Source organism: Noviherbaspirillum sp., from assembly GCF_035627455.1.
GTDB lineage: Bacteria > Pseudomonadota > Gammaproteobacteria > Burkholderiales > Burkholderiaceae_D > Noviherbaspirillum.
Map to the genome: position 1 here is coordinate 1 of NZ_DASPLS010000077.1, position 16,986 is coordinate 16,986.

Below are 16,986 nucleotides of genomic sequence, written 5' to 3' on the forward strand. Positions count from 1 at the left end.
CTAACGACGAACGTTACGCTCTGGCCGCTTAATAACCGGCTAGCCCTACACCACCTCTTCCCTGGGGTGGGCTGGTAACAGCACGTAGGGTCATTCACAGGGAATCGCTTCAAGCCGGGTCACTTGGCTTGGGGTTAAATCCAAGGTGGCTCGCCTGATCGCAGCGTGCGCGTCCGCGGCGCTCAGGTTAAAACAAATGACAGCGCTAAGTATGTAGAACTGTCTGTAGAGGGCTTGCGGACGCGGGTTCGATTCCCGCCGTCTCCACCATTACTTCGTATCAACACGTCCACGGACGTGCAAAAAACCGCTTTTCTCCCTCCGAGAACGCGGTTTTTTTGTTTTCTTACGTTCAGCAAGGTCCGTGGCAGCCGAGGCGGCTGGCCTCGGTTTTCTTTGTATTGCCTGCTCCCTGTTCCCTGCTCACGGCACAGGGGATGGCACCGGGACGCCATCGAGCGCTGGCCAGCGCGAGCGTCACCGTTGCGGAGCGCGCCTGTGCCTCTTGAAGAACGTCCATATTTCCTGCGAGGCATCCGGCCCTGCGGGGTCGTAGTAATGATCCCCTTCGAGTACGGGCGTGCCGCCACTCCATGCATGCCCCATGCCTCTGATCATGAATAGCTGCAGCAGCACCCGATCGCCTTTTCCATAGGAATAGACAGTGTAAGGACGCCTACCCTTGGGATACACGTTCCTGCGCGCTGCCGAGGCCGCACTGACCGAGTCATTGTCCTTGCCGTCGTCGGCGTAATCGTTTGTCTGCGCAAATTGGCGTATCACTTGCGCAGCGTGGCCCGGAACAACCCTCTTGTCTTCCGCGCCATGAAACACGATCACCGGCATCGATAGACGTGCCCCCTTGGCGCATTCATAAGCGCGGCGGCCGGCAATGTCCGCCGGCATGCTCGCGTCGACCCTCCGCAATGCCAGTTCCGCATTGGCGAAATATGCCGCTTTATACGCGACCCCGGAATGAATCGCGGCCGCGGCGAAAACGCCTGGATAGCAGCTCACCAGTACGCTTGTCATGCCGCCGCCGGCCGACAGCCCGGCCACGTAAATACGGGCAGCATCCACCCGGTATTGATGCATGATTTCTCGCACCATCCCGGTAATGATCGCCGCTTCCCCCGCGCCGTCCTGCGTTGCGCCGTCGAACCAGTTCCAGCATTGAATCGGGTTGGCATGCTGGTTCGGATAGAGCACCAGGAAATCCTCTTGTTCGGCGAGCGCATTCATCCCCGTTCCTGCTGCGAAGCTTTCCGCGCTCTGACGACAGCCATGCAGCATGACGACCAGTGGGTATGGCGAACCGGACCTGGTGTATGAGCCGGGAACATAGAGTAAATAATCGCGTACCGGCTGGTAATGCGAGAGCGGTGGCCACAGCCCTCCATCCGGCGCACGATAGCTGCCCGAATATGCCAGCCCCGCAACCGCCGCTTGCGATGCGCAGAGAAATGCGACCAGTAGAATTGACAGCAGTGCACGCGCTTTCACTCTCCCGCCCCTCCCGTCAATAGTGACGGCAATTACAGATCGCTCCTCGATTCACCATGATTCCTGGTCAACGACACAGGCTTCGATCTACCCTCTTTGATCATACGGGCCAGCGCCGCAACGACCTCGCTGTCTTCCCAGTACAAGGTGTGCGACATGGGCGTGCCGCTCATGATCCATTTAATGGGATTGTCTTTTCCGGCATTGATCGCCCGGTCATCGACAAGGACTTCATAGCCACCATTCAAGGGGCGCAAAGGCCAGCCCAGGACATCGTCCCGGTCGTAGAAATTGATCCACTCGAACCTGTCCGTCGGCTTACTGATTGCGCGTATATGCAATTGCTTGTGCGCGGCGACAAAAACAGGGATATTGCATCCGGTGGTGATGAGCGCCACCAGCGAATTGCAGCCCAAGAATGCAATTTCATCTCTACTGAATGCTCCCGGCGCTCCCTTGATCCGTTCTGCGAAGCTGTCTATATTTTTCCAGATACCGGCAGATACAGTTGCGCCGCCGGCGGCACGCTGCGCGTCCCAGACGTAGTTGGAAAATACCTGGCCCCCGAGGGACTGCGCTATTACCACGAGTGGCCCATTCCTTTTCATTGCCTTCCGCGCAGCCCACAACTTCTTGGCAATTTCGATTTGCGATTCTTCGTAGGCTGATTCGTTTTCGTCTTTTCTCGCCTCGAGGCCCGAAGCATCGGCGAGGGCGAATAGAACGAACTTTCGCAAGTTGTCGTAGCGAAGATCATTCTTGTCCATCCGGCCCCAAACTTCTTTTTGGTTCGGCTGCAATATCTGCTGATAGTAGACGTGTTGAAAGTCCACTTTTCCTACCATGTCATCCAGCTCTTTACTCACGCGCGCCACGAGATCGACATAGTACTTGTCTGACGTCTCCCCCATGCCATGCAGCGTCAACAGCGCAATCTCTTTGGGCATCTTGAAATCCTCCTGCGTGTCCCAACGCAAACCGTCAACCGCTTGCCGTTGGAAGATGATGTGGCTTTCCTTGGAACGAAGAACACAACCGTCTCGCCCCGGGGGCACTCTCGACGCATAGACAGAACAACGATGCTACCGATTCGGACATCAGGCTTTAATACACCTCAAGGCGTGAAGGCACCGACCGCCATCGGGCCCGGACTGCCTTCCTTCTCTCTCATCAAGATGTCGACGCGTACAACAAGAACATGCGCAGGCACGAGCATTTGCGCCGGCGCTTGCTTGTCTTCTTCCCCTCATCCCACAGGTGCGGCGCGAGCCAGCAGCGTCGCCTCCGTCTAAACCGGATCAACAGCGCGCGCCAGTAACCTACTAACTCTCACACTACGTTCCCGGCAGTCGGTCGTCGCATGCATGGACCGCTTGAGAAATCTCATCCGCCATTCACAACGCCATGTTCATGGGATATGCGAGCCGATGCCGGCGCATATACTCGTCTGCGCAGTTCACGCTACAGCCCGCGTTTCCGGAAGCATCTCCTTACAGTGGAAGGATGAGATCATGCCGAAGAACCAAGCTCGAGGTGCAATGACACACGACCTGCCCGGCGCGCAACTGCGCATCGCGTCGGTGCTTCATTCGCGGAAGATGCGCGATGCGCTGGCCGAAGCGGCACAGCGCCACGAACTGACCGGCCGCCGAAGCTTCGGCTTCAGCGCGGACGTGGTGGCGGATCATCTGAGCACTGTCCGCCCGCCGGATTCAGATGCGGCGTTTTTCGATACACGGCAGATGAGCGAAGCCATCGTGCTGCTTGCCGGGCGGCCGGTCCTGCTGGTGAAGAACGGCGTGTTCGAGCAGGCCGGGCTGGCGCTGCTGGAAAAGAAGCTTGCGCCGCACCGCAAGGCGCTGGTGGAGCCGATCAACGCGGTGGGCCGCATCGAGCTGTCGGATCACGACACCTTCGAATGGTGCGGCACCGGGTGGCGGATCGAGGATGACCTGATCGTCACGAACCGCCATGTCGCCCTGGTGTTCGCGCAGCGTCAGGGCCGGGTGTTCCGCTACCGGATCAACCACGCGGGCAGGAAAATCCGGGCGCACATCGATTTCAAGGAAGAATACAAGGGCATCGAGTCCGCCGAAGTGGGTGTGGCTGAGATTCTGTGGATCGCCGACGATACGGCGGAAGCGCCCGACATGGCAATACTGCGCGCCGTGTCCGATCCGGGCCTTCCGCCGCCCCTGAAGCTTGCCCGCAAGCCGGCCGAGCCGGAGCAGCTGATCGCGGTGGTCGGCTACCCGGCACGCGACAGCCGGAACGACGCCGGCGCGATGCGCGAGATATTCGGCGACGTCTATGACGTCAAGCGCTTCGCGCCGGGCGAAGTGGTCGCCACGCCCAAGGGCGAATGGTATTTCACGCATGACAGTTCCACGCTCGGCGGCAATTCCGGCTCCGCCGTCCTGGATCTGGAAAGCCGCAGCGTGGCGGGGCTGCATTTCGGCGGGCAGTTTCGCAAGACAAACTATGCGGTGAAAGCGAGCGTGATCAAGACGCTGCTGAACCGCAAGTCATGGGTTGCGGTGACGCGTAACGAATTGCATGTGGCGGAAGAGGGATTCTCGGAAAAAAAGAGGACGGCCGCTTACCTGAAGAACCGCGCCGGCTACGATCCGAAGTTTCTCGGCAAGAGTGTAGGCCTGCCCAAACCAGGGAAATCGCACACGGTGCTGGCGACCGGGTTTGATGCGGACGCGATCCCGTATACGCATTTCTCCGTGATCATGAGCGAAAGCCGGCGCCTGCCGATTCTTACCGCGGTCAATATCGACGGCAGCCTGAAGAAAAAACTGAAACGCAACGACGCCTGGGGCTTCGATTCGCGCATTCCGAAAGCGAGCCAGGTCGGCCATGCGGAGTTCTACGGTCCGGCCGCATTCGACAAGGGGCACATGGTGCGGCGCGAAGACCCCGGCTGGGGCAAGACGCTGCAAGAGGCCATGCTGGGCGAAGAGGACAGTTTCCTGTACACGAATGCGGTTCCGCAGATGCCGCAGTTGAACCAGCGCAGCTGGCTGTCGCTGGAGGATTACGTGCTCGAACATGCCACGACACACGGGTTCCGGATCTCGGTGTTCACCGGCCCAGTCTTCCGGGAAGACGATCCGCACTACGAAGGCATTGCCGTTCCGCTCGACTTCTGGAAGGTGGTGGCGATGATCGATGAAGACACGCGCGCGCTGTCCGTCTCCGCTTACCTGCTGAGCCAGGAAGGCATGATGCCGGAGGAAGGCTTCCGTTACGGGCCGTTCAAGACCTACCAGGTCCCCCTGCCGAAAGTGGCCGAAGCCGCGGACCTGAAGTTTTCCGGCGCGACGCTGCGTGCGGATGTGTTTGGAACGGATGCGACGGAAATGATAGCGAGCGGGCGATTCATCGAAATCACGTCGGCCGGCGACATCGTGCTTGGCAATGCGAAAGGCCGGCGCAGCTGAGGCGGCGACTGCGGCATGCAGAACGGACGCGTGCCGTCGTTGTCAAACTCGGTTGCCGGACCCGGGAAAGCAAGATGAACCTACCCTTCTCCCCCGTCGCAGCCGTCGCGCTGCTTTCCGCTTGCGCCGGGCTCGCGGCCGATCCTCCGCTGGCGCTGCTCGGCGACCCGGCCCCGGAGAGCGCCGCCACCCAGACTATCGTACTGCAGCCCCAGAGCCGCTGGGTCAACGTCACCGGTGGCGACACGGTGCGGTTCGTCGTCGGCGGCAAGGCATTTGCATGGACGTTCAACGTGGGCAGCAGCATCAAGGCGTTCGACCTGAACCGGGTTGCGCCGCCGGGCCTGCTCGGCCGTCCGGTGATCGCCTATATCGGCCCGGATCCGCGTTACATTGGCGGGCGGGACAGCCCTGAGCCCTGAGCGGATCACGCGCTGACAGCAACGTCGCCAATGCTTGCGCTGCCTCGCCACTTGCGGATGCAGATGTTCCGGGCAGCCGTCGGGCGTCAAGAAATATTCTGAAAGAAAGAACAGCAGTCAACGGCCGGCCCGCTGCCGCGCCGCGCGAATCGCCTGCAGTGTCGCAAGCGCCGCCTCGCGCCACTGCCCGTCCAGCGCCGCCGCCTTCTCCGCGGCTTCCGTCGCCTGCTCGTATTCCCCGAGCTCCGCGAGCACGGTGGCCAGGTTGTTCAGCGCGGCCGCATTGCCCGGATGTTCTTCCGCAGCGCGGCGGAATGCCGACTCCGCCCCCCTCAGGTCGCCAGCCCGGTACGCGGCATTGCCCCGCCCCATCTGCAGCGTCAGGTCGTGCGGCCAGCGTTGCAGCGCCTGCTCATAGGCGGCAAGCGCGCGCGCCGGCGGCGCCGCTTTCTCGTAGGCGACCAGCGCCTCCACAGCCTGCGCCTGATTCACGGTCACCGGCAACCGCTGCGGTGAAAGCGCAACCATCGCCCAGTAACCACTGCGCGACCAGGTGTGCTCAAAGGTGGACAGGGGAAGGGACAGGCGCTCGGTGGTGCCGGAGCGCAGCACCAGGTCGCCGGCATCAAGGTCGTAACCGATCACCAGCGCATAGTGCCAGAGCGGCGCCGCCGGCAGGCTCAGGTTCTGCAGCACGATCACCGGATGGCCGGCGGCAACCTCGGCCAGCAGCGCGTCGAGCCGCGGCGGAATCGTCATGCTGAGCGCACCGTTGCGGCGCCCCGCCGCCATCATTTCCGGCTGCAAGCTGCCTTCGCGCTGCGGCACGAATACCTGCGGCACCAGCGTATCGGGCGTGATGGCGATGCCGGCCGCATTCAGCGCCATCGCCAGCGTCGCCGGGCCGCACTGGAAACGTTCCTGCGGATGGAAAGGCGTGGACGCAAGTTCCACCTGCCGCGGCAGGCCAGGCAGGCCCTGCTGCTGCAGCAAATGCGTCTGCGTCGCGCAGCCCGCGAGCATGAGTGCGAACGCGCAGAAAACCCATGCGCACAGCCGCCGTACTTCGGCGCGCATTTATCGCCGGGAGCGCGTGAAGGGGAAGACCTTGGTCAAGCCGAGAATATCGGTCACCAGCAGGATGACGAAAATCAGCACCAGCGTGCCGACCACATCGCCGCCGGCAGGCAGGCTGTCGATCTTCGCCGCCAGCGTCGCCGCCTCGTCGTCGGTCAATGCCGCTACCCGGGCTTGCGCATCGGCACGCTGCACGCCGAGCTGTTCCAGTTGCGCCATGACTTCCGGCCGGTCCAGCGCTGCGGCAATCCGCGCCTTGTCCTGCTGCTGCGCGGCGTTCGATGCATGGACCTGTTCGGTGCCGATCATCGCCGCCTGCACCGTCTGCGTGAATCCGACGAACGTGAATGCGGCGACCACGGTGCCGACAAATGCGCGCTTGATTGTTTTCATCATGGAGTCCTCTTCTTCGCCTTGTTCATGAGGATGTCAGGGCCACGGCATCGGCGTCACGTCGCGGTACTGATTGTCGTCGCCGCCGAAGGCGGGACGCGGCGGATCGTCCGATGTTTCGCCGTCGCCCAGCTTTGGTCCGACGATCTCGCTGATCTCGCGGCGCGCCTGAGTGAAGTCCGAGGACAGCAGCGGGAACTCCGGTTTGGGCCAGTTCGCCATCGCCCATTGCACCAGCTCGTCGAAGCGGCGCGTCAGCTCCTCGGCATAGCGGTCGCATTCTTCCTTGCTTGCCATCGCGCTCGCCCTCCGTTCAGGACCGGTTGTCGGCGGGCGGAGCCGCCGGGGTCATGCGGCCCGGATCCTTCAGGTCGTCGTCGGTGACGTCGCGTCCCGGAGGTTCGATGTGCTTGGCCGTACGTTCGAGCATGTTGTCGTGCCGGTCGGGTTTGGTATTCGCGTCGTGGTCGCGGCGGTCGGGTGGTGTAGTCATCGCGGGTGCCTTCCTTTGCTCACTGCTTGTCCTGCGCCTTGTCCGGATCGGGCCGGATATCCTGCAGGCGGCTTAACTCGTCCTTCTGCATGTCCGCGGGCAAGCCGATGTCGTCGATGCCGATCGGGTTATCCTTGGTGCGGGTCGTGAAACTGTCGCCCTTGCCGACATCGGCCGGCTTCTTTTGCTCATTGTCCATATCGCCTCCAAAGAAAATTAGAGGGGCGCGTATCCGGATTGGTTCGGCCGGCATCCGCCCGGCGCGCCGAACTATCCCTGCATGCAATCATCTTAGGAATACGCAGGCATGCGCTTGCATCTGATGCGGAAAGACGCCATTGAGGAGGAACGCATGGGTGAGCAGTCGAAACATCTGATCAATGAAGCGGACGTCGGCAGCGGCAGCAAATCGCCGGCGCAGAAAGACGTGGAACGCGAGATGCAGTCGATTTCCGGTGAGGCCGGGCAAGGCAACGGCTCCGCGGTGGAAGGCCGCATGTTGCAGAGCGGCACCCACCTTGCGCGCATCCTGGCGCGCGCGCAGCCCGACGGCACCTACGAGGCGCAGGTTTATGTGCGCCTCACGCGCGAACCGGAAGTGGCGGAAACGTATATCCCTGCCGGGACGTTCCCGACCGAGGCGGAGGCCTGGAGCGCGGCCGAAGACAGGGCGCGGCGCGCATTCGAGGAGCATGAATTCTAGGTTGTGTTTGACAAGCGTAGCGAGCGGGCCGGATTGGCGGCGGGTAGCGCACGCGTACGTGAGGTACGCAGAGCAACGCAGGCGGCAATCGGTTCGCGCAGTAGCTTGGCAAACACATCCTGGAGCCGGCCGGATTCCGGCGTCGCTGCCGCCGCATGAAAACGCCGGCCGCAGGGCTGCGGGCCGCGCGCCGGCGTTAGCGCGCCGCGCATCTCCTTTCCTCTACAATATGCGCTGCCGATTTTCTTTCACGCAGCGGAATGGCCACGCATAAAACGCTTTCCTTCGTCCTCGCCTGCGCGGCGCTTCTTGCCGCGTGCCAATCCAGCGAACGCGCGCGGCTGGAACAGATAAAAAGCGCACTACCGGGAAAGGGCGTGACGGTTTTTGCCGCGGGCGATATTGCAGAGTGTAAAACCATCCGGCCGGAAGACAGCGGCGCTGCAAAGACCGCCGCGCTCATCGAAGCCGGCCTCGCAGCGGACCCGGGTGCCGCCGTCTTGACGCTGGGCGACAATACCTATCCGGTCGGCCTGCTCGGTGAGTTTACCGACTGCTACGAGCCGACCTGGGGCCGGTTCAAGGCGCGCACCTTCCCCTCGCCCGGCAACCATGACTATTACACGCCCAGGGCAGACGGCTATTACAGCTACTTTGGCGCGGCCGCCGGACCGGACCGGCGCGGCTATTACAGTTTCAAGCTCGGCAGCTGGCATGTAATCTCGCTCAACAGCTATCTCAAGCCGGATGCGCACCGCGCGCAGCTGGCCTGGCTCAAAGATGAGCTGGCGCGCAACCGTGCGCGTTGCACGCTGGCTTACTGGCATCATCCGGTGTTCAGTTCCGGCGGGCATGGCAATGACGCCCGCATGCTGGAAGCGTGGAAAATGCTGTATGAAGCCGGCGCCGACCTGGTGCTGGCTTCGCACGATCACGATTACGAGCGTTTTGCGCCGCAGGACGCGCAGGGACGGCATGATGAAGAGCGCGGGATTCGCTCCTTCGTGGTGGGCACGGGCGGCGCGAAATTGACACCACTGCGCTTTCGCAAGCTCAACAGTGACGTTTCCGACAATTCCACGCTTGGCGTGCTGAAGCTGGTGCTCAAGGATGCCGGCTACGAGTGGGAATTCCTGGCCGTGGAGAAAGCTTCCTTTTCCGATGCCGGCGTGGCGCTTTGCCACTGAAACAGGCGCGCATTGCGGCACGCCGCGCGGCATTGCCTGTCATACGTAGACACTTCCAGCACAAGGGCGCTTCATGAATGCCAGGACTCCCGATACCCTCCGACTGTTTTATGCGCTGTGGCCGGACGATGCCACCGCGTCGGCACTGTTGCAGCTGCAGGCGCCGATGCGCGGGCGACGCATCCCCTATTCCAACCTGCACATGACCCTGGCCTTCCTCGGCCAGCAGCCGGCCGCCCTGCTGCCGCAACTGACCGATATCCTGACCCATCTGCCGACCGCCGATATCACGTTGCGGCTGGACCGGGTCGGCTATTTTCCGCGCAACCGCATCGCCTGGGTCGGCCCATCCGAGGCGCCGGAGGAATTGTTCGCGCTGCAGCGCCGGCTGGTCGGGGACTTGAACGAGCACAAGGTCGCATTCAAGGGGCAGCACGGCTACCGGCCGCATGTCACGCTCGCGCGCGATGCAACGCTGCCGCAGGACCTCGCCTTCGATCCGATTGCCTGGCAGGCGACGGAAGCGGCGCTGGTGCAGTCGACGACCACGCCGGAAGGATCGGTCTACAAGATCCTGGCGTCGCGCCGGATCGACCGGGAAGTGTGGATTCCCGCGGAAGCGCGGTCGGACAGCGTCAACCTGCCGCGCTGAGTGAAGAAGCCCCGCCGGCGGCCTGCGCCTCGCCGGCCAGCTTGCGCAGCACCTGCGCGGCCGCCACCAGCCCGAAGCTGGCGGTGACCACCATCGAAGAGCCGAAGCCGGCGCAATTCAGTCCGGTGATGCCGGGCTTGCCTTCGCCATTGGCATTACCGTCGCCGTCGCCGGCATCGCCCGCATCGATGCTGCAGGCCTCGCCGGAGCCCGGGAAGAGCAGCGGCTCGGTGGAAAACACCGCGTCGATGCCGAACTTGTTCTTCATGCCGCGAGGGAAACCATGCTGCGCGCGCAGCCGCTTGCGCACCTTCGCCAGCAGCGGTTCCTGCTCGGTGCGCGACAGATCGCGGATCTCGATTTTGGTCGGGTCGGTCTGGCCGCCGGCGCCGCCGATCGTGATCAGCCTGATCCCGTTGTAACGGCAATAGGCGATCAGCGCGGTCTTGGCCTTGACGCTGTCGATCGCGTCGATCACATAATCGTAGCCGCCGGCGCCGATCATCTCGTCCAGGTTTTCCGGCGTGATGAAATCCTCGATCTCCGTGACGCTGCAATAAGGATTGATCTGCCCGATGCGTTCCGCCAGCGCCGTGACCTTCGCCTTGCCGAGCGTGTCGGTCAGCGCATGGATCTGGCGGTTGACATTCGACTCGGCGACATTGTCGAGGTCGATCATCGTGATGCGCCCGATCGCGCTTCTTGCCAATGCTTCCACCACCCACGACCCGACCCCGCCGACGCCGATCACGCACACATGCGCGGCGCGAAAACGTGCCAGGCCGGCGTCGCCGTACAGGCGCGCAATGCCGCCGAAGCGGCGGTCGAAATCGATGTCGTTGTCGGAAGAGAAATCGAGGGGCGGGAGGGAGACGACGGCGTTCATCCCGTCATTTTAACGGACGGAAATGCGCTGTGTTTTTCTGCGGAATTTTTTTTATGCGAATGTTGCCGTTGGGCTTGCATGACGGTATCGTTAAACAGTGTTTCCGCCAGCCCCCCTGCTCCATCTCATTCTTGTTTCCCTGACAGCGCATCTCGCGCTTGCCGGCTCCCGCATCACGACGTCGCTGTATGCGCTGTCGCTGCATGCGTCGGAATTCACGGTCGGCATCCTGATCTCGCTGTTTTCCCTGTTTCCGATGCTGTTTGCGGTCTTCGCCGGGCGGATCATCGACCGCAGCGGCATCGTACGCCCGATGATGGCTGGTTGCGTCGCGATCGCCGCGGGATGCGCGCTGCCAGGCATGATGACCGGCTTGCCGATCCTCTATCTCGCGACCATCCTGATCGGCACCGGTTTCATGGTGATCCAGGTCGCCGCACAGCATACGGTCGGCGCGATGAGCGACGATGAAAATCGCGCAACGAACTACAGCTGGCTGGCGCTCGGATTTTCGATTTCCGGCTTTTTCGGCCCGGTGCTTGCCGGACTGATCATCGACCACGCCGCGCACCGCATCGGCTATCTCGTGTTCGGCGGCTTCGCGCTGGCCGCGCTGGCGCTGACCGCGCTCGGACGCGTTTCGCGCATCCGCATGCCGCAGCAACGGGAAGACGCCGCGGGCAACGCGTTCGACCTGCTGCGCGACCGCGACATGCGCAACATCTACCTGGTGGGCACCCTGCTGTCGTCGGCCTGGGACCTGTTCACCTTCGTGCTGCCGATACACGCGACGCATTCGGGGTTTTCCGCCTCGACCATCGGCCTGATCCTGGGTTGCTTTTCCAGTGCGACCTTCCTCGTGCGGCTGGCGATGCCGTGGATTTCGCGACACGCGACGGAATGGCAGGTGCTGGCGTTCGCGCTGGTGCTGGCCGCGCTCTGCTATGCGGTGTTCCCGTTCATGCGCCAGCCGCTGTCGATGATGGTGGTCGCCGCGATCCTCGGCCTGGCCGTCGGTTCCAGCCAGCCCAACATGCTCGCGCTGCTGCACCATGCGGCCCCGCCCGGCCGGGCCGGCGAAGCGGTCGGCATCCGCGTCACCATCGGCAATGCCTGCCAGGTGTTCCTGCCGCTGGCCTTCGGCGGCGCCGGCGCGGCGCTCGGGCTGACCGCGGTATTCTGGGGCATGACCGCGATGATCGGCGCCGGCGTGCCGGTCGCATGGCGCAAGACCGCGCTGGCAAAAACGGAATAGTGCGCTGCAGGCCGCTGCGTTTACGCAATAATTGATGCAAAACATGGCAACGGCGCGACGGCGGCGTAAGGTTCGCGTGCCGCGCGCCGCGCCGGTGCGCACCGCTCCCATTGAGCGTTATCAAAAACGCAACGAGACGGCATTCACTTTGCGCGACGTTGCACCAAACTACAAACAGGAAAAATGATGTCGATAGCGGATCTTCGCAAGGATTACAGTCGTGCCAGCCTGACGGAAGCGGATGCCCTTCCGGACCCGGTCGAGCAGTTTTCAAAATGGTTCCACGAGGCGATCACGGCCGAGGTGCCGGAAGCGAATGCGATGAGCGTCTCCACCGCCACCGCGGATGGCCGGCCGTCGTCGCGCATCCTGCTGATCAAGGACTTCGACCAGCGCGGCTTCACTTTCTTCACGAATTATGAAAGCCGCAAGGGCCACGAGCTCGACACCAATCCGTACGCGGCGCTGCTGTTCTACTGGATCGAACTGGAGCGCCAGGTACGCATCGAGGGCCGGGTCGAACGTATCAGCGATGTGGAGAACGACGCGTATTACAACAGCCGTCCGCTGAAGAGCCGCCTGGGCGCGATCGCTTCCGCGCAGAGCCGGCCGGTGGCCAGCCGCGAAGCGCTCGAAGCCCGCGTCGAAGAAGTAGAAAAACAGTATGGCGACCATCCGGTCCGCCCGGCACACTGGGGCGGCTACCGGCTGGTCCCCGATTACGTCGAATTCTGGCAAGGCCGCCCGTCGCGCCTGCATGACCGCATCGCCTACCAGCGCAGGGCGGACGGCAGCTGGCAGCGGCACCGGCTGCAACCTTAACGCCACAAGGCTACGCCGAGCGCGCAGCCCGGGATGGCCGCGCGCTTTGCATGCCCGCCCTTGCGGGTCATTGCAGCGTCGCCCCCCCCGGAAGTCTGCCCGGCCCGATCAATCCTTTCTCGCGGAGGGCTTATCGTGTTCTGGGAAAAGAAACTGGGAAGCTGGGTCGACAACATTCGAAACCGCACCGCGCTGCCGCTGCGCCTGGAGTTGTGGAACGGGCAGCGGCTCGATTTCGGACAGCAGGCGCCGCAGGTCACGATCCGGGTGCCACAGCGGTCGGCGCTGGCCTATCTCCTCACGCCCTCGCTGTTCAACCTCGGCAAGGCTTATGTCGAAGGCAAGATCGAGGTGGAGGGGCGCGCGCGTGAAATCATTTCCGTCGGCGACGCGCTCGCGCGCCATACGCTCAAGCCGGAAGGACGATTCGCGCGGATTGCGCGCAGCATCCAGCACACGCGCAAGAAGGATGCGGAAGCGATCCGCTACCACTACGACGTGTCCAATGATTTCTACCGGCTCTGGCTGGATGAAAACATGGTCTATTCCTGCGCCTACTTCGAGAACGGCGACGAGGATCTGGGCACCGCGCAACTGAAGAAAATCGACCATATCCTGACCAAGATCCAGCTGCGTCCCGGCCAGACCCTGCTCGACATCGGCTGCGGCTGGGGCGCGCTGGTGATCCGCGCCGCACAGAAATTCGGCGCGCGCTGCGTCGGCGTGACGCTGTCGCAGAACCAGTACCAGCTGGCGCGCGAGCGTGTCGCGCGCGCCGGGCTTGCCGATCGCATCGAGATTCGCATCGAGGACTATCGCGACGTGCGCGGCCGCTTCGACCGCGTCACGAGCGTCGGCATGTTCGAGCATGTCGGCGAGAAGCATCTGCCGGAATACTTCGCGAAGATCCGCTCGCTGCTGGCCGATGACGGCCTGGTGATGAACCACGGCATCACCACCACCGATCCGAACAATGGCGAAACCCCTTACGGCGGCGGCGAGTTCATCGAACAATACGTATTCCCGCACGGGGAGCTGGTGCATGTCGGTACCGTGTTGCGCACGATGCAGGAAGGCGGGCTGGAAGTGCTCGACGTGGAAAACCTGCGCCGCCACTATGCGAAGACCTGCGGCATCTGGGCCGAGAACTTCGAGGAACAGTCGGCACAGATCCGGTCAATGGTGGACGACCGGCGCTTCCGGATCTGGCGCGTCTACCTGGCCGGCTGCGCCTATGCATTCACGCGCGACTGGGTGTCGCTGTACCAGGTGCTCGGGGCAAAGGCGGATCGCGATGCATCGCTACTGCCATGGTCGCGCCGCTACATGTACCGGCAGGAAAAGCTGTAGCGCATCCGGCAAGCCCGCGATGCATGCCGACCGGCGCGGCGCGCCTGGGCTTATCAATGCAAAGCGGGGATGCGCAGCCTCAGGCGCGTGCGCTGCGCTTGCTGTCAGAGCTCGATCCGGGCGGCATACTCGCGCAATGTCTCCATGCCCGGCTCCTTGCGCGGCCAGGTCAGGTCGACGCCGTCGTTCGCGTAACGCGGCAGCACATGCAGATGCAGGTGCGGCACCGTCTGCCAGCCGGCGGGTCGGTTCGCCTGCAGGATGGTGATGCCTTCCGGACGGAAGGCTTTTTCCACGGCAAGCGCAATGCGGCGCGCCGCGCGCATCATTGCCGCCGCCGATGCCTCGTCGGCATCCATCAGGGTTTCGTAGGGTTGTCTGGTTGCCACCAGCACATGGCCTGGATTGACCTGGCCGGCATCCATGAAAGCGACCACCCATTCGTCCTCATACACCCTGGCGCTCGGGATCTCGCCACTGATGATCTTTTCGAACACAGTTGTCATGTTTCCGCCCTTGCCCTGTCGGCGAACACTTTCCTGAACTTAGCGACTTTCGGCGCCACGACGAACGCGCAATAGCCCTGCAGCGGATGCTGGCGGAAGTAATTCTGGTGGTAGTCCTCGGCCTTGTAGTAGACGGGCACCGGTGCGAGCTCGGTGACGATCGGCGCATCCCAGACATTGGCCATGCAGGCGATCACCTGGCGCGCGATTTCCTGCTGCTCGGGCGAATGGTAGAAGATCACCGAACGGTACTGGGTGCCGACATCGTTGCCCTGCCGGTTCGGCGTGGTCGGGTCGTGGATGGTGAAGAAGATTTCGAGGATCTCCCGGTAGCTGACCATCTCCGGGTCGAACTCGATGCGCACCACCTCCGCATGGCCGGTGTTGCCTTCGCAGACCTGCTCGTAGCTCGGATCGGGCACATGGCCGCCGGCATAGCCGTTTTCCACATGCTGCACGCCCTTGAGTTCCTGATAGACGGCTTCCAGGCACCAGAAGCAGCCGCCACCCAATGTAGCAATTTCGGTCGCCATGATCGACTCCATCGACTGATGACATGACTGTAACGCAAACGCGACTGTCATGCCTATCTGATCTTGTTGACAGTTTTCAATGAACGCAGTTCATTTATATACCGCAACAGCCGGGCAATGGCTGCTGGTGTATCATTTTCGCCACCATCCGTCCCGCCTCGACCGCCATGCTGCAAGCAAGCTCACTCGTGGATTCGCTCAAGCGCGAGCTGAAGGCCCGTGGCATCACCTACGCCGATGTCGCCGCGCGCATCGGCATGTCCGAAGCCACCGTCAAGCGCATGTTTTCCCAAAAGAACTTTACGCTGCAGCGGCTGGACGAGATCCTGCAGGCGACGCAGATCGACTTCCGCGACATCGCGCTTGCCGGTCACGACGAGTCGCGGCTGATCTCCGAACTCAGTCATGCGCAGGAAAAGGAAATCATCGGCGACATCAGGCTGTTCATCGTCGCCGTGTCGGTGCTGAACCAGCTCACGCTCGCGCAGATCGTGCAGGTGTACCGGATGACGGAAGCGGAAGTCGTCCAATGCCTGCTCCGCCTCGATCGGATCGGCATCATCGAACTGCTGCCGAACAACCGGGTCAAGCTTCTGGTGTCGCGCACCTTCCGCTGGATCCCGGACGGGCCAATCCAGACGCACTTCCGGGAACAGGCGTACGGCGATTACCTCGATGCGCAATTCGACGGCGATCATGAACTGCTTCGGCTGGTCAACGTGATGCTGTCGAAAAAATCGATTGCCGCCCTGCTCGACCGCCTGCAGCAGCTGGCGCGCGAATTCTCGCTGCAGCACCAGGAAGATGCCCGGCTGCCGTTCGAGGACAGGTATGCGATCAGCATGCTGCTGGCGGCCCGTCCATGGCTGCCGAAGAGTTTCCAGGCGATGTTGCGCGAGAAGCCGGGGGCGTCGCGCACGGTGCGCCGGAAGTAGGCTTGCTTGCTCGCATTCACCGGTTTTTCGGCATAATGGATGAAATTATCCGGATTTCAGATGTCTACACAGCCTTCCAGCGCGGGACCTCCCGAGTTCGACGCCCGCCATTTTCGCAATGCCCTGTCGCAGTTCGCCACCGGCGTGACCATCATCACCACGCGCCTGCCCGACGGCAGCTTCCTTGGCCTCACCGCCAGCTCGTTCAATTCCGTATCGCTTGATCCGCCTCTGGTGCTCTGGAGCCTGTCGCAGAACGCTTCCAGCCTGCCGGTCTTCACCGGCAATTCGCACTATGTGATCAACGTACTTTCCGGCAACCAGGCGATGCTCGCGGAGCGTTTTGCGATGCGCATCCCCGACCGCTTCGAGGGCGTGGAATTCGACCTGTCGCACACCGGCCTGCCGATACTGAAAGGCGTGGCGGCATGGTTCGAGTGCCACAACCGCAGCCGCTATCCGGAAGGGGATCATGTAATCTTCGTAGGCGAAGTCGAGCGCTGCGACGCGGCACCGCAATCCGCGCTGGTATTTCACAACGGAAAATTCGTCGCGACCGCGCCGCGCAAGGAATAACAATCCGGCGACCACGCCGGCCAATCATAAAGGGAATGAAGATGACAACCGCAAAAGCTCAGTTTCATTGGGACGACCCGCTGCTGCTCAACGACCAGCTGAACGATGACGAGCGCATGGTGCGCGACGCGGCCAATGCGTATTGCCAGGACCGGCTGCAGCCGCGCGTGCTCGAGGCGTTCCGCCATGAAAAGACCGACCCCGCGATCTTCCGCGAAATGGGCGCGCTCGGCCTGCTCGGCCC

At 62.7% G+C, this 16,986-nt stretch carries 22 protein-coding genes and 1 other RNA gene; 13 read left to right on the forward strand and 10 right to left on the reverse strand.

Features of this window, described 5'->3' with window-relative positions; all coding sequences use genetic code 11:
* Positions 1-270: a transfer-messenger RNA gene (gene ssrA, locus VEC01_RS14945) on the forward strand; the annotation flags it as partial.
* Between the two features lie 207 nt (positions 271-477).
* On the opposite strand, the gene VEC01_RS14950 is transcribed toward ssrA, so the two are convergent.
* Together VEC01_RS14950 and VEC01_RS14955 are read right to left on the reverse strand one after the other, a co-directional pair.
* Entirely contained in the window at positions 478-1,503 is a 1,026-nt protein-coding gene (locus VEC01_RS14950; protein WP_324901698.1) for a PHB depolymerase family esterase, read from the reverse strand.
* A gap of 32 nt (positions 1,504-1,535) precedes the next feature.
* Positions 1,536-2,450 (reverse strand): hypothetical protein, encoded by a 915-nt coding sequence (locus VEC01_RS14955; RefSeq protein ID WP_324901699.1) that lies wholly within the window; start codon positions 2,448-2,450, stop codon positions 1,536-1,538.
* A 591-nt stretch (positions 2,451-3,041) separates the two neighbouring features.
* On the opposite strand from VEC01_RS14955, the gene VEC01_RS14960 reads away from it, so the two are divergent.
* Positions 3,042-4,952: a DNA/RNA non-specific endonuclease gene (locus VEC01_RS14960; protein ID WP_324901700.1), complete on the forward strand. Its 1,911-nt coding sequence runs from the start codon at positions 3,042-3,044 to the stop codon at positions 4,950-4,952.
* Positions 4,953-5,026: 74 nt separating this feature from the next.
* On the forward strand, positions 5,027-5,374 hold the full coding sequence (locus VEC01_RS14965) for a CzcE family metal-binding protein (RefSeq protein WP_324901701.1): 348 nt from the start codon (positions 5,027-5,029) through the stop codon (positions 5,372-5,374).
* A gap of 117 nt (positions 5,375-5,491) precedes the next feature.
* Here the strand turns inward: VEC01_RS14965 and VEC01_RS14970 are convergent, their stop codons facing one another.
* From VEC01_RS14970 to VEC01_RS14990, 5 genes are read right to left on the reverse strand one after another with little or no spacing between them, the layout of a single operon-like run.
* Positions 5,492-6,451 carry a PA2778 family cysteine peptidase gene (locus VEC01_RS14970; protein ID WP_324901702.1) on the reverse strand — a complete coding sequence of 320 codons (960 nt, stop codon included), beginning with the start codon at positions 6,449-6,451 and terminating at the stop codon, positions 5,492-5,494.
* On the reverse strand, positions 6,452-6,847 hold the full coding sequence (locus tag VEC01_RS14975; protein WP_324901703.1) for a PA2779 family protein: 396 nt from the start codon (positions 6,845-6,847) through the stop codon (positions 6,452-6,454).
* Between the two features lie 33 nt (positions 6,848-6,880).
* Positions 6,881-7,141, reverse strand: coding sequence for a hypothetical protein (locus VEC01_RS14980; RefSeq protein ID WP_324901704.1), 261 nt, complete (start codon positions 7,139-7,141; stop codon positions 6,881-6,883).
* Between the two features lie 16 nt (positions 7,142-7,157).
* Positions 7,158-7,337 carry a hypothetical protein gene (locus tag VEC01_RS14985; protein WP_324901705.1) on the reverse strand — a complete coding sequence of 60 codons (180 nt, stop codon included), beginning with the start codon at positions 7,335-7,337 and terminating at the stop codon, positions 7,158-7,160.
* A 19-nt stretch (positions 7,338-7,356) separates the two neighbouring features.
* Positions 7,357-7,536, reverse strand: coding sequence for a hypothetical protein (locus VEC01_RS14990; RefSeq protein ID WP_324901706.1), 180 nt, complete (start codon positions 7,534-7,536; stop codon positions 7,357-7,359).
* Positions 7,537-7,644: 108 nt separating this feature from the next.
* On the opposite strand from VEC01_RS14990, the gene VEC01_RS14995 reads away from it, so the two are divergent.
* From VEC01_RS14995 to thpR, 3 genes are all read left to right on the forward strand, one after another.
* The gene (locus VEC01_RS14995; protein WP_324901707.1) at positions 7,645-8,040 is read left to right on the forward strand and encodes a hypothetical protein; all 396 of its coding nucleotides are present in this window, start codon (positions 7,645-7,647) and stop codon (positions 8,038-8,040) included.
* A 377-nt stretch (positions 8,041-8,417) separates the two neighbouring features.
* Positions 8,418-9,227 carry a metallophosphoesterase family protein gene (locus VEC01_RS15000; RefSeq protein WP_324901708.1) on the forward strand — a complete coding sequence of 270 codons (810 nt, stop codon included), beginning with the start codon at positions 8,418-8,420 and terminating at the stop codon, positions 9,225-9,227.
* A 73-nt stretch (positions 9,228-9,300) separates the two neighbouring features.
* A complete protein-coding gene (gene thpR, locus VEC01_RS15005; protein ID WP_324901709.1) occupies positions 9,301-9,879 on the forward strand; it encodes an RNA 2',3'-cyclic phosphodiesterase in 579 nt (192 codons plus the stop codon).
* Here thpR and tcdA read toward each other — a convergent pair.
* The gene (gene tcdA, locus VEC01_RS15010) at positions 9,863-10,765 is read right to left on the reverse strand and encodes a tRNA cyclic N6-threonylcarbamoyladenosine(37) synthase TcdA (RefSeq protein ID WP_324901710.1); all 903 of its coding nucleotides are present in this window, start codon (positions 10,763-10,765) and stop codon (positions 9,863-9,865) included. The two genes, thpR and tcdA, sit on opposite strands and share 17 nt — an antisense overlap.
* Positions 10,766-10,862: 97 nt before the next feature.
* On the opposite strand from tcdA, the gene VEC01_RS15015 reads away from it, so the two are divergent.
* The 4 genes from VEC01_RS15015 (at position 10,863) to VEC01_RS15030 (ending at position 14,192) form a co-directional block, all read left to right on the forward strand.
* Positions 10,863-12,020, forward strand: coding sequence for an MFS transporter (locus VEC01_RS15015; RefSeq protein ID WP_324901711.1), 1,158 nt, complete (start codon positions 10,863-10,865; stop codon positions 12,018-12,020).
* Positions 12,021-12,054: 34 nt separating this feature from the next.
* Positions 12,055-12,207, forward strand: coding sequence for a hypothetical protein (locus tag VEC01_RS15020; RefSeq protein ID WP_324901712.1), 153 nt, complete (start codon positions 12,055-12,057; stop codon positions 12,205-12,207).
* Positions 12,207-12,842, forward strand: a complete 636-nt coding sequence (gene pdxH, locus VEC01_RS15025) for a pyridoxamine 5'-phosphate oxidase (RefSeq protein WP_324901719.1) — start codon at positions 12,207-12,209, stop codon at positions 12,840-12,842. Before VEC01_RS15020 ends, pdxH begins: the two co-directional genes overlap by 1 nt.
* A 135-nt stretch (positions 12,843-12,977) precedes the next feature.
* Positions 12,978-14,192: a cyclopropane-fatty-acyl-phospholipid synthase family protein gene (locus VEC01_RS15030; protein WP_324901713.1), complete on the forward strand. Its 1,215-nt coding sequence runs from the start codon at positions 12,978-12,980 to the stop codon at positions 14,190-14,192.
* A gap of 104 nt (positions 14,193-14,296) precedes the next feature.
* Here VEC01_RS15030 and VEC01_RS15035 read toward each other — a convergent pair whose 3' ends face one another.
* Both VEC01_RS15035 and msrA read right to left on the reverse strand, forming a co-directional pair.
* Complete coding sequence (locus VEC01_RS15035) at positions 14,297-14,698, reverse strand: HIT family protein (protein WP_324901714.1); 402 nt, start codon at positions 14,696-14,698, stop codon at positions 14,297-14,299.
* Positions 14,695-15,231 (reverse strand): peptide-methionine (S)-S-oxide reductase MsrA, encoded by a 537-nt coding sequence (msrA, locus tag VEC01_RS15040; RefSeq protein WP_324901715.1) that lies wholly within the window; start codon positions 15,229-15,231, stop codon positions 14,695-14,697. The genes VEC01_RS15035 and msrA overlap by 4 nt, the downstream gene beginning before the upstream one ends.
* 188 nt (positions 15,232-15,419) lie before the next feature.
* On the opposite strand from msrA, the gene VEC01_RS15045 reads away from it, so the two are divergent.
* The 3 genes from VEC01_RS15045 to VEC01_RS15055 all read left to right on the forward strand — a co-directional run.
* On the forward strand, positions 15,420-16,166 hold the full coding sequence (locus VEC01_RS15045; protein ID WP_324901716.1) for a helix-turn-helix transcriptional regulator: 747 nt from the start codon (positions 15,420-15,422) through the stop codon (positions 16,164-16,166).
* A 60-nt stretch (positions 16,167-16,226) separates the two neighbouring features.
* On the forward strand, positions 16,227-16,742 hold the full coding sequence (locus VEC01_RS15050) for a flavin reductase family protein (protein ID WP_324901717.1): 516 nt from the start codon (positions 16,227-16,229) through the stop codon (positions 16,740-16,742).
* Between the two features lie 41 nt (positions 16,743-16,783).
* Positions 16,784-16,986 (forward strand): acyl-CoA dehydrogenase family protein (locus tag VEC01_RS15055; RefSeq protein WP_324901718.1); only part of this gene is annotated, 203 nt, incomplete at its 3' end.